Source organism: Methyloceanibacter sp. (assembly GCF_058506495.1).
The window spans coordinates 1-11,724 of sequence record NZ_JBZMXT010000065.1; the positions used below are offsets into that span (position 1 = coordinate 1).

The window sequence follows — 11,724 nt, forward strand, 5'->3', positions numbered from 1 at the left end:
ATCACCCTGATCGTCGCGGTCGCGTTGTTCATGGAGACCATGGACTCGACCATTATAGCCACGTCGCTGCCCGCGATCGCGGCCGATCTTGGCGAAGATCCTATCGCGCTAAAGCTGGCTCTCACATCCTACCTGCTGTCGCTCGCGGTCTTCATACCAATTAGTGGCTGGATGGCGGATCGCTTTGGCGCTCGGACGGTGTTTCGCGCAGCCATCGTCGTGTTCACAATCGGCTCGGCGGCGTGCGGCTTTGCGACGTCGCTCGCCGACTTCATTCTGTTCCGCGTCGTGCAAGGCATCGGCGGCGCAATGATGGTGCCAGTCGGACGCCTGGTGATCTTACGTTCCGTCCCGAAGGACGAGCTGATTTCGGCACTCGCCTGGCTGACCGTGCCTGCACTTATGGGGCCGGTGATTGGGCCTCCCTTGGGGGGATTCATCACGACCGTATTCTCTTGGCGCTGGATTTTTTGGATCAACATTCCGGTCGGGCTACTCGGCATCTATCTCTCCTCGCGCTACATCGAGAACTTCCGTGAGGAAAATGTGCCGCCGCTCGATGTCAAAGGTTTCTTCCTATCCGGCATAGGCCTTGCGGGTCTTGCCTTCGGCTTCACCATCATCGGTCAGCCGCTCTTTCCGCCATGGTTTGTCGTTACGCTGCTGACAGTGGGCGCCATTTCTTGTGCCTCTTACGTGCGCCACGCCTTGCAGATACCCGCGCCACTGCTCGACTTGCGTCTGCTCAAGATCCCGACCTTCTTCGCCAACATCGCTGGGGGCTTCCTCTTCCGGATCGGCGTTGGTGCAACGCCCTTCCTTTTGCCGCTCTATTTTCAGCTCGGCTTCGGCATGACCCCCCTTCAGTCGGGGCTTCTCACATTCGCCATTGCCGTCGGCGCCGTGGCCATGAAGACAACAGCAGCGCCAATTCTGCGCCGATTTGGCTATAGGCCAGTACTTGTCTGGAATGCCCTGATCGCGGCGTCCTTCATTGTGGCCTGCTCTCTGTTCACGGCGGTCACACCACAGACGGTGATCCTCGTCACACTTCTCGTTGGAGGTTTTTTCCGCTCCCTAGAGTTCACCGCAATCAATACTATTGCTTATGCGGACATCGAGGAGCATGAGATGAGCAAGGCGACAAGCTTCGCGAGCGTGTCGCAACAACTCTCCATGTCCGCGGGCGTTGCTGTTGGCGCGCTTGTACTTGAGTTCCAACGCTTGGGCCGCGATAGCAACGAGGTCGTGGCAAGCGACTTTCCTCTAGCTTTCTTGATTGTGGGAGCGATCTGCGCAAGCTCGGCGCTCGTTTTCATGCGCCTACCAAAGGACGCGGGGGCGAGCCTCTCGCGAAAGGCGGAGGCGCTCGGCAAGTCGGATCGGCAGCGTGACTTAGTACCTGAGGACTAACAACCAGCCCCATCTGTCGGCAGCGAACACACAGCCACTGCGTGGGTGCTTCAGCCTCGGCTATCTCTCCTGCGACCGCGCCGCTTGCGGCGACGGCGAGGCATCTTCCGATCGTGGCCATCCTCCGCCATGAGTGTGGTAAGGATTCCTTCGCGCAGGCCGCGGTCCGCCACGCGCAATCGCTCGCAGGGCCACGTGCGCAGCAGCGCCTCAAGAATCGCGCAGCCGGCCAAAACAAGGTCCGCCCGTTCCTGACCGATGCAGGGCTGAGCGATGCGCTCTGCATAGCTCATACTCGAGAGATTGCTGGAGACCTGGCGCACATCGGAGGCCTTGAGCCAACAGCCATCCACTCGCGCACGATCGTATCGGGGCAGACCTAGATGAATTCCAGAAATAGTCGTCACAGTGCCGGAAGTGCCGAGAAAATGAGCGCGGGCATGGGCAACGCGCTCGCCGAAGCGGTATTGCGATTCGAAACCCGACAGCGCACCCGCTACATCCTCCACCATTGCCTCATAGCTCTCAGTCGTCACATTGCGGCCTCCGTGACGCTCGGCCAAGTTCACCACTCCGAGCGGTAAGGAGGTCCACGCTGCGATTGCGTCCTGAACGGCCGCCCGATTCTGCACGGACTGTTTCCAATCCTTCCCCAGTGTTCGAAGGTCAAGCCAGATGAGTTCCGAACTACCGCCGCCTATATCAAACACGAGAGCCCAGTCGCACGCTCTATCCAGCAGCGACGCGCAACCCGAAACGGCTAACTTGGCCTCCGTTTCGCGTCCGACAATCTCAAGAGATAGGCCCGTCTCGTTCTCAACGCGGTCAATGAATGACGCACCGTTTGTGGCAATCCGGCAGGCCTCGGTTGCAATCAATCGTGACCGCGTAACGCCACGGCGGCGCATCTTGTCCGCGCAGATCCTCAGCGCAGCGATGGTGCGTCGCTGAGCACTCTCGGAGAGCCGGCTCGTGGCTTGGAGCCCCTCGCCCAACCGGATAATGCGAGAGAACGCATCGACCACCGTAAATCCACGTCGCGATGGCTTCGCGACGAGCAGACGGCAATTGTTGGTTCCGAGATCAAGAGCGCCGTATACTGAGAGACTGGAATGCGCAGAGTCGCGTGCATCGCGCACAATCTCACCTGCGGCGCTGGCTGCGCCGGGAAAGCTGGCCGCAGGCACACTCGCAGGTGCGGGTGTCCCTGGCGCCACGGCGCTGAAAGCGCCGCTTTCGCCGGTATTGCTCCTCGGGACGTCGACGCGGACTTCCTCGCCAGCGTCTCCCGGAGCATCGGGGCGTCGCGCCTGCTCCTGGCGGCGAGCACTCCCTGCAGCCGCGCGGGTACTTCCGCTCGGCCCACTCACAGTTTTCAACCTTTCGAGCCCTCAGAGGGCGCTTTCTCGCCCGTTCCCGGAGGCTATAGCATTGGTCCTATGCGACCAATCTACCAATCTGATCAGGCAGGTAAACCCCGCGCAGCCTGCGAGGCCTAGGCCTATCTCTCCTCGCGCTGGCCCTGACGCCCTCGCTCCCGAAGCCGCTCTGCCATAACGGTCCGCAGACTCTTGAGACCCAGCACTGCCTTGTCGGTGGCGCTTTCGTTGTAGAGTCGCCGCAACGCATGAAGCGCCGCAGAAATGCGGTTCGAAGGGGGTGAAAGCTGATTCATGCGCAGCATGATGCAGCCACTTTCTGGAGAATATGTTACCGGCAGGCAGGGTTGGCATCTTGGCCGCGGCCGGATCGAAACTGAAGGAAGACCAGGAGTAGGAGTACGCAGAGCAACGGTTAGGCTTGCCAAGCGCCGCTGCCAGCGACTAGAAAAATGCGAATTCCGCGCTAAGGATCACGACCGATTCTGAATATCCGTCGCGGCCGCCAGTCCTGGTGGGAGATCGTCTAATGGTAGGACAGCGGACTCTGACTCCGTCAATCTAGGTTCGAATCCTAGTCTCCCAGCCACTCAAACATATGATATCATTGACAAATATTAAACAGTGACCCAGAGCCGTTACGACGGACAAGCGACTATTCGGCGATCGTCTTGCGCGGAACGGCCTCGTAAGGTTCAGCATGTGCAACCTCGGTCCTGCCCTTCGTGCCCGGCATGATCTCAAAGCGCGGGTCGAAGTCGACCATGGTCGCTGCGAGCTGCTTCAACACCTCGACATCGCCGTCGACCTTCGCAGTCCCATCTGCAATCTGCGCTTCGAGAGTCTTGGCCCCCATCATGGTCTGCTCGAGATCGGATCTGTTGATGGTCAACGTCAGATCAGGGTCGTCCGCGAGGAATCCCTGGATGTTGGTCAATGTCGCGTTGGACAGCTCGATGCTGAACTTCTCGCCGTTGTCGGGAGTGATCAGGTTCATAATGAAGCTTAGATCCTCAGCTTTGCGGCTATCCATGCGAATGCCAAGAAAGTTCAGGAACAATTCTGTCGACATGGCTCGGATAACGTCCGGGCTGCTCGAGTCGACGGTCTCACCTTGCGGTATACCCGATCTCAATTCGTAGGCTGCCGCCAAGAAACTGTTGCGAAGTCCGGGGTTTTCCTGCTGGTAGCCGACCTGCTCGAAGATATCTGCAAGGAGATCCTTCGCCGCTTCGTTGTCTGGTTCGGCTTGGACAAGCTGGTTCACGATTTCCGACGCCAACAAATACTGGCCCTCGTCGTGCAGCTCTTGGCCTCGCGCGAGGATTTTCTCCGATCCGCCCATCATCTCCACATAGAGCGGCGCGGAGTCACTCGGTGAGTGCGGTATCAACGTGGTGGGGTTGCAATCCCAGAAGCCGAGATAGCGCTGGATGACGCCGCGGCTGTTGTGCTCCGGTGAGCCATGGTACCCGCGACAGAACCACTTCTCCTGTAGTCCCTTGGGCACTTCATAAACGTTATGGATCTCATTGATCGTCACACCTTGATTGGCGAGGTGCAGGACCTGATTGTTCATATGCGCATAGAGATCACGCTGTCCGCGCAAGACTTCTTGGATACGGTCTTTGCCCCACCGCGGCCAGTGGTGTGAGGCGAACATCACCTCGGCCTCAAAGCCAAAGCGATGAAGTGCCTCGTCGATATACTTGGACCAGCGCAACGGATCGCGAACGGGAGCGCCGCGCAGCGTGTAGATGTTGTGCAGCGTCGAGGTAACGTTCTCGGCCATCCACAGGGCCTTCATGTCCGGGATGTACGTATTCATCTCCCGAGGGGCCTCGGTGTTTGGCGTGTTCTGGAAAACCATCCTGATGCCATCGACCTCGAACTCTTCGATCGGCTTCTCAACGTAACGATTTGGGGCGATCAAACCGCTTGCACCCGCCGATACGGCTTGGCCAAGGCCTTGGCCAACGTAGCCGTAGGGACTTGCGGGCAGCAGAAGGCCGTATTGGTAGAACAAGCGCCGATTCATGGCGTTGCCTGCGTAGACGTTTTCCGAAATCGTGAACTCCATAAAGTCGATGGGAGCGATGACCGGGATCTTCCCCGACCGAACGTCCTGTTCGTCGACGATTCCCCGTACACCACCCCAATGATCGCCATGGGTGTGCGAGTAGATGATCGCCGAGACGGGAAGCCCTTCGCCAACATGTTCCCGGAACAGCTCCCACGCGGCGCGCACGACTTCTCCTGAGACCAGCGGATCGAAAACAATCCAGCCGGTCTTGCCGCGAACGAAAGAAATGTCCGAGAGATCGAAGCCACGAACCTGGTAGATCCCCGGAATGACCTCGTAGAGACCGTAGTTGTTGTTTAGTTTGGATTGGCGATGCAGCGACGGGTGAATGCTGTCGAATTCCTCCTCGGCATCGAGAAACTGGAAACGCTCCATATCCCAGGCGACATGACCCGCATCAGCTCTGATCTTGAGCTCTTTCATCGGAGCGATGAAGCCCTTCTTCTGTTCCTCGATGTCTCTCGTGTCGGAGAATGGCAGGGTGCCTTTTGCCTTCTTGAGAAGTTCCAACGTGAATCTTGACGGCGGCTTTCCCTTCGGGTGGAAGTGACCCTCTAACGGCGCCGCACCCTGTGCCCGCGCAGGAGCGTCGTCCAAGTAAACACGCCCTGCAACGGCAAACGCAGCACCCATCGCAGGTACTGACTTGATGAAATCACGTCGGGTTGTCATAAGCGCCTCCCAAGCTTCGCAAATCCTCACGCAAGTTGGATACCAAATGGGATTTCAACGTAAAGTGACAAATCGGTCAGCAAGCGGTGCATCACGATGGGCCTTGATTTATGCGCTGCGTTTCAGCACGCACTCTCGCGTTGGACTCTCACGACCCCGTTGGCCTCTGACATTGCTGCGCAGAGAGCGCTGCGCACGTTTCAAGAAATGTGCACAAACGTCGCAGATGTCGCATTGATCCCACGCACACCAAGCGGCGTAACCCGGCAACGCAAACGACGGAGCTTGGAAGAAAGTTGTCTGGTTATGAAGCACCTATGTTGACCCTACTGATCCAAGGCGCCGTCCTTGCCTGGGGTGTTTCGCAGTACCTCAGCTTGAGAGAGGACAAGGATGGCTAGGTCAGTCACACACAGCAAAAGGGAACGGCAAACACAGTGGCGCGGGCGCCGCTAAGCGTGCCCGCTTCCAAGTGGTCTTTATTCAGTGTACGGTGTATCTCCGTCAATCGCCGCGCGCGCTGGGTCACTTCAGGGTGTTCGAGTAGCAATCCCCGACCCTAGCTTTCGGCCGGGAGCGCCTCTATGGCGAGCTGACTATCATCAATAGCAAACACGTTATCGCTGCTGCCCATTATGAGCCTTTGCCAGTTTTTTGACTCAAGTTCCAGCAACTCAGTACTGCCCAAACCGTCAAATTTCTGACCCGGCAATAGATGGTAGTTAAGCACTTCAGCCAAGTCTGTGTTTCCAAGGTTCTGGTGCGCGTCAGCGTTACCGTCACCGAACGAGTCAAACGCGCGGTCCATCGATGCTGACAGGTCCCACTCTGCGTTGCCGCCGAGCACTTCGGACAGTCCGAACAACTTAGTCGCCGATAAGAATCTCTGATATGACTTCGCAGAATCGTTCCTGTCGCCAGCGTTCTGCGCCTCTTGTGCGGCATGGGCTGGTCCAGCCAGAACTAGACCGACCGCAGCGGCGCCAAAAACGGACTTCCAAAGCATCTCAAAATCTCCTTGTTGTCTCGCGTTGACGGAGCGTTCAAACCGCTAAAGGAGATGGTGACGCCCTTTGGGGCCAGCAAATCGAAGTTGCGGCGCTCACCAATCGACTTTGCCTATCGACGACTGAACTGAGGCGCTGCCCGCTATGACGTGGGTTCGCGTTCCTTGATTTGCTTGTCCAGACTACCGAGGCGTGCTTTGGTTTCTGCAGTTCGTTGACTGCTGGAATGCCAGTCACCCAAATTCCAGAAAAGGAAGACGCCGAGCGGCACGAAAAACAGAAGCGTCCAGGTCGGATATTCAGGCAGTCGCAGGACGAGATAGATGGCCGCGATCAGGGTGACGCATACCCACGCTAGCGCCTTTCTCGTTTCCCAAGTCAACTGTTGAAGCGCCTCTCGCAGACGCTCGGCTTCCTTGTTGTCCTCATCTAAGCGCATGCGGCAGCACCCTCGACACGCTCAACACATCGACAGTCCAATCTGAGTTGTTGTTTCGTCCGCTCATGGCTCCCCGGCTCTATCCGAGCAGCCTATCATGTCAGCATCGTCACCAGCACCCGGATTGCCACAGTTGATGTCAAAACGGCAGTGCCGCGAAGACCACGCCATCGAATGATTCGGTGAGCCGGGCACGCCGAGGCCGTGACACCGCGGACTAAAGCGCCCGAATCAGCCCGCCGGGCGCCTCAGCTGCCCACGCCTTATTCGAGCAACAAGCGCCAACGGACGAACTTTTGGTCCGCGTCCAGTTGCAGGGAACTCAAGCCGCTATTTGCGCATTGGGTTACTAGGGGCGTCGTTACTTGGGAAGCGCCAGGACGACGCCTTCATGGGCTGTCAGCGGGCTTTTGCGCGGCACCATGAGAGGCCTTGGCTGCCGCGCATCGGGCTCCGACGGTCTGGGGAGGATGAAGCTAGGCGCGGCCGGACTGAATGTCAGGCGTCACTGGGGGCGCGCCGGGAGAGGGAATTATTGAATGACTGAACTGAGCTTGCTGTTGCCAACAGGGTCGTCGAGCACGGCCGTTGGTCATACAAGTCGCACGGCCGCGGCCCTACTCCAGGAGTCGCTCCACGACTCGCGGCGCGCAACGTTCACGAGAGAGTTTGGTGAGATCCGTGGGATCCATCGGCTTTCCGCGCCTACCGCCACTGCCGAGCTTGTTGATAACGATGCGGGCGAAGATCTCGTTTCCTCGGCTACGCAGCTCGCAGTCGTCGACACCAACTTTAGGAAACCGCCCACCGGCATGTGGCAAGAAGCTCTCCGGACTGCCAGAGGCGGCGAGGTCGAGGGAGACCGAAATCGCGAAGATGCGGTCACAGTACCGACCGAGCACACTGAGACCCAACTGCGGGGCCTCATCCACGATTTCAAGGAAAGGCAACGCAAAGCGGGCCTTGTCGTCGCCGGGTCGGTCGCTTCAGCCGTCGTCCTCACCATTGCGACGATCACACTCATATTCGCAATTGCAGCCTAAGGTCGCGCGAAGCCATCACACTCTGCATTTGGAGCTATGGCCAATTAGGCGCGCGAAGCGCTAGACAACTTGCCGAAGTCTGAGCTCGGCCAACACCCGATCGGCGAGCGCTTCGGGCGTCAACTCACTCGTGTTCAAATCGAGCTCCGGCGACTCGGGCCGTTCATAGGCGGAGTCGATGCCGGTGAAGTTCTTTATCAGCCCGGCCCGTGCTTTCCGGTACAACCCTTTGGGATCGCGCGCCTCACAAACCTCCAGCGGCGTATCCACATAGACCTCGATGAACTCATCCTGACCAACCAGCTCGCGGGCCATGCGACGCTCCGACCGGAACGGCGAGATAAATGAAACCATAACGATCAGACCCGCATCGACGAATAGCCGCGCCGCCTCCGCGATACGTCTGATGTTTTCCACCCGGTCAGCATCGGTAAAGCCAAGATCTTTGTTGAGGCCGTGTCGGATATTGTCACCGTCGAGCATGTAGGTATGTCGGCCAAGCGCATGCAGTCGCTTCTCGCAAGCATTGGCGATCGTTGACTTGCCAGACCCGGACAGCCCCGTGAACCAAAGCACGCATGGCTTCTGCCCTTTGAGACTTGCGCGCGACGACTTGTCAACAGATAGCTCCTGCCACTTGACGTTCGTCGCACGGCGGAGACCGAACTCCGCCATCCCCGCCGCGACAGTCGCATTGGTAAAGCGATCAATCAGGATGAAGCTGCCAACCGCAGCGTTTTCAGCATACGGATCGAATACCAGCGGTTTTGTCATATTCAGATTGCAAAGACCGACCTCATTCATCTCGAGTGTCTTGCCCGCGACATGATCCAAATTGTCAACATTGAGCTTGTACTTGAGTGATGAGACGGTGGCTGCGGCACTTTGCGTACCGCAACGAATTCCATAAGTCCGTCCAGGTAACATGGCCTCTTCGTCGAACCAGATTAGCTTTGCCGCGATTTGGTCTGCTACAGACGGCTCCGCATCAGGTTTCGTGATTACGTCACCACGGCTCGCGTCAACTTCCTCTGCGAATGTCAGCGTAACTGCGTCGCCCTCGGTTGCTGCGTCAAGATCGCCATCTGCGGTGACTATTCGCGCCACATGCACGCGTTTTCTGGACGGATGGATAACGACCTCGTCGCCGGGTTCGACCCGGCCGCTTGCCACGGTCCCTGACACTCCACGAAAGTCCAGATGCGGTCTGTTCACCCACTGAACGGGGAAACGCAATGGATCGCTATCCCGCGCACGGTCAACGTCAACTGTCTCCAAGTGTCCGAGCAATGTGGGACCGTGATACCACTGCATGTGTGCACTGGGCGTGGTGACGTTATCGCCCTTCAATGCCGATACCGGAATAGCTTCGATTGAGTCAAAGCCGAGCGGCTTGGCGAATGCTTCGAAGTCGTCAACGATGGCCTGGAATCGCTCATGATCGAAGTCAATCAAGTCCATCTTGTTAACAGCGAGTGTAACTTTCTTGATGCCGAGCAAGGACAGGATGCACGCGTGCCGACGGGTTTGGGTTAGCACACCTTGCCGCGCGTCGATCAGTAGAACACCAAAGTCGCAGTTCGATGCACCTGTCGCCATATTGCGCGTGTACTGAACATGTCCCGGTGTATCGGCAACGATAAACTTTCGCCGAGGAGTGGAGAAGTACCGGTACGCGACATCAATCGTGATGCCCTGCTCCCGTTCAGCCTGTAGGCCATCGACAAGGAGAGACAGATCGATTTCCGCACCAGGACTGGCGTTCCGTCGCTTGGACTCTTTTTCGATGTTCTGAAGCTGGTCTTCGAACACAAGCTGTGAATCGTAAAGAAGCCGTCCGATTAGCGTGCTCTTGCCGTCGTCGACGCTGCCGCATGTGAGGAAGCGCAGGAGACCGCGATCTTCCTCTGCAACAAGGCGCGCCACGATCCTATCACCGGCACTCTGTTGAGTGCCGCCGACAACGTCGAGATGCGCCATTAGAAGTACCCCTCTTGCTTCTTCTTTTCCATCGACCCAACCTGATCGTGATCAATAACGCGCCCCTGCCGCTCCGAATGGCGAGAAGCGATTAGCTCCTCGATGATCTCAGGCACTGTCGCAGCCTCAGACTCAATGGCGCCCGTCAACGGGTAACACCCCAGCGTCCGAAAGCGGACTTTCCGCATCTGTGGTGTCTCGCCGTCCTCGAGGGGCAGACGGTCATCGTCAACCATGATGAGCGTCCCGTCACGCTCGACCACGGGGCGCTCTTTCGCGAAATAGAGCGGCACGACCGGGATATCCTCCAGATAGATGTAGGTCCAAACGTCGAGTTCAGTCCAGTTCGACAATGGAAACACGCGCATGCTCTCGCCAGGATTTACTTTGGTGTTGGCTAGATGCCAAAGCTCAGGTCTCTGACGCTTGGGATCCCAGTTATGTGAGGCATTCCGGAACGAATAGACGCGTTCCTTCGCACGCGACTTCTCTTCGTCTCGACGTGCGCCGCCAAACGCGGCGTCGAAGCCATATTTGGCAAACGCCTGTTTCAGCGCCTCTGTCTTCATAATGTCGGTATGCAGAGCGCTTCCGTGTGTGATCGGCGAAATGCCGTTTCGCACGCCCTCCTCATTGATCTGGACCATTAGTTCGACGCCAAGCCGCTTCGCTTCGGCATCCCGAAACGCGATCATCTCCTTAAATTTCCAAGTTGTGTCGACGTGGAGGAGCGGAAACGGCGGCTTACCCGGAAAGAACGCTTTCATTGCAAGATGCAGCAACACGGCCGAGTCCTTGCCGATAGAGTACAGCATCACCGGATTTTGAAACTCCGCGGCAACCTCACGCATGATGTAGATGCTCTCTGCCTCAAGCTGGCGGAGATAGGATGAAAGAACTTGCTTCATAGATCAGTACTCATGCGTGTCGTTTCAGTTCGATTGGTATTGCTCGTCTCAGCTTGGGTGTCTTTGCCATTTTGTGCCTTGGCAAATGCGTCTGCGTGTCGTTTGGCGACAAGGTAGCGGTACGCACTGACTGGCAACAAAGCCAGATAAACTAGAGACCCCGCAAACAGAGTTTGAGCTGGATAGGTCAAGAGCAAGGCAATGAAAAGAGCCGCCAGAACAAAAAGCGGCGGAACGTACTCTCGATGGATCCGCTGACCAAGCATCTTGATGGAGAAAGTGGGTAAATTCGACACCATTAAGAGCGCTACAGCAATCGTATAGAGCAGCACCAACGGCGTAAGGCTGGGCCAGTGGAGACCCAAATCTTGGCCGTAGATCGGTAACAGGACGATGATTGCCCCAGCGGGCGCCGGCACGCCCACAAAGAAAGACTTTTTCCAAATTGGTTGGTCCGTCTGACTGAGCGACACATTGAAGCGCGCGAGACGTAGGGCCGAACAAACCGCGAAGACCAATACCGCTATCCAGCCGAGGCTCTTTAGGTCTTCGAGCGACCACGCAAATAGAATGATTGCCGGCGCCACGCCAAAATTGACGAAGTCGGCAAGACTGTCCAATTCAGCGCCAAAACGCGTCGACGCTTTCAGGAGGCGCGCCACGTGCCCGTCGATCCCATCGAGAAACGCAGCGAACACGAGCGCCGCCACCGCCATATCCCAGCGGTGCTCGATCCCCATGCGGATAGCCGTCAGCCCGGCGCATAGTCCGACCAATGTGAAGATGTTCGGAATGAGGAC

General features: G+C 57.7%; 10 protein-coding genes and 1 tRNA gene. 3 read left to right on the forward strand and 8 right to left on the reverse strand.

All coding sequences use genetic code 11. The features are described from left to right. Positions 1-1,413: DHA2 family efflux MFS transporter permease subunit (locus AC33YF_RS10585; RefSeq protein ID WP_491777175.1), on the forward strand; the 1,413-nt coding region annotated here is incomplete at its 5' end. A 50-nt stretch (positions 1,414-1,463) separates the two neighbouring features. On the opposite strand, the gene AC33YF_RS10590 is transcribed toward AC33YF_RS10585, so the two are convergent. Then, a complete protein-coding gene (locus tag AC33YF_RS10590; protein ID WP_491777176.1) occupies positions 1,464-2,783 on the reverse strand; it encodes a Ppx/GppA phosphatase family protein in 1,320 nt (439 codons plus the stop codon). A gap of 131 nt (positions 2,784-2,914) precedes the next feature. Beyond that, positions 2,915-3,088: a hypothetical protein gene (locus AC33YF_RS10595; protein WP_491777177.1), complete on the reverse strand. Its 174-nt coding sequence runs from the start codon at positions 3,086-3,088 to the stop codon at positions 2,915-2,917. Between the two features lie 219 nt (positions 3,089-3,307). Between AC33YF_RS10595 and AC33YF_RS10600 the strand changes: the two genes are divergently transcribed. After that, a tRNA-Gln gene (locus AC33YF_RS10600) sits at positions 3,308-3,381 on the forward strand. A gap of 66 nt (positions 3,382-3,447) precedes the next feature. On the opposite strand, the gene AC33YF_RS10605 is transcribed toward AC33YF_RS10600, so the two are convergent. From AC33YF_RS10605 to AC33YF_RS10615, 3 genes are all read right to left on the reverse strand, one after another. Then, complete coding sequence (locus AC33YF_RS10605) at positions 3,448-5,547, reverse strand: alkyl/aryl-sulfatase (protein ID WP_491777178.1); 2,100 nt, start codon at positions 5,545-5,547, stop codon at positions 3,448-3,450. Between the two features lie 559 nt (positions 5,548-6,106). Next, positions 6,107-6,553 carry a hypothetical protein gene (locus AC33YF_RS10610; RefSeq protein WP_491777179.1) on the reverse strand — a complete coding sequence of 149 codons (447 nt, stop codon included), beginning with the start codon at positions 6,551-6,553 and terminating at the stop codon, positions 6,107-6,109. Positions 6,554-6,696: 143 nt separating this feature from the next. Then, positions 6,697-6,993, reverse strand: coding sequence for a hypothetical protein (locus AC33YF_RS10615; RefSeq protein WP_491777180.1), 297 nt, complete (start codon positions 6,991-6,993; stop codon positions 6,697-6,699). 539 nt (positions 6,994-7,532) lie between these two features. Here AC33YF_RS10615 and AC33YF_RS10620 point away from each other — a divergent pair. Then, positions 7,533-8,036, forward strand: coding sequence for a hypothetical protein (locus AC33YF_RS10620; RefSeq protein WP_491777181.1), 504 nt, complete (start codon positions 7,533-7,535; stop codon positions 8,034-8,036). A gap of 60 nt (positions 8,037-8,096) precedes the next feature. On the opposite strand, the gene cysN is transcribed toward AC33YF_RS10620, so the two are convergent. The 3 genes from cysN to pssA all read right to left on the reverse strand — a co-directional run. Then, positions 8,097-10,016, reverse strand: coding sequence for a sulfate adenylyltransferase subunit CysN (cysN, locus tag AC33YF_RS10625; protein WP_491777182.1), 1,920 nt, complete (start codon positions 10,014-10,016; stop codon positions 8,097-8,099). Continuing rightward, positions 10,016-10,924, reverse strand: coding sequence for a sulfate adenylyltransferase subunit CysD (cysD, locus tag AC33YF_RS10630; RefSeq protein ID WP_491777183.1), 909 nt, complete (start codon positions 10,922-10,924; stop codon positions 10,016-10,018). The genes cysN and cysD overlap by 1 nt, the downstream gene beginning before the upstream one ends. Further along, the coding region (pssA, locus tag AC33YF_RS10635; RefSeq protein WP_491777184.1) for a CDP-diacylglycerol--serine O-phosphatidyltransferase at positions 10,921-11,724 on the reverse strand (804 nt) is incomplete at its 5' end. The genes pssA and cysD, both read right to left, overlap by 4 nt.

Excerpts from the sequence above, each read along its gene's own strand:
- cysD (WP_491777183.1), bottom strand. The coding sequence starts at position 10,924 with ATGAAGCAAGTTCTTTCATCCTATCTCCGCCAGCTTGAGGCAGAGAGC.
- AC33YF_RS10610 (WP_491777179.1), bottom strand. The coding sequence starts at position 6,553 with ATGCTTTGGAAGTCCGTTTTTGGCGCCGCTGCGGTCGGTCTAGTTCTG.
- AC33YF_RS10595 (WP_491777177.1), bottom strand. The coding sequence starts at position 3,088 with ATGAATCAGCTTTCACCCCCTTCGAACCGCATTTCTGCGGCGCTTCAT.
- AC33YF_RS10605 (WP_491777178.1), bottom strand. The coding sequence starts at position 5,547 with ATGACAACCCGACGTGATTTCATCAAGTCAGTACCTGCGATGGGTGCT.
- cysN (WP_491777182.1), bottom strand. The coding sequence starts at position 10,016 with ATGGCGCATCTCGACGTTGTCGGCGGCACTCAACAGAGTGCCGGTGAT.
- AC33YF_RS10620 (WP_491777181.1), top strand. The coding sequence starts at position 7,533 with ATGACTGAACTGAGCTTGCTGTTGCCAACAGGGTCGTCGAGCACGGCC.
- AC33YF_RS10615 (WP_491777180.1), bottom strand. The coding sequence starts at position 6,993 with ATGCGCTTAGATGAGGACAACAAGGAAGCCGAGCGTCTGCGAGAGGCG.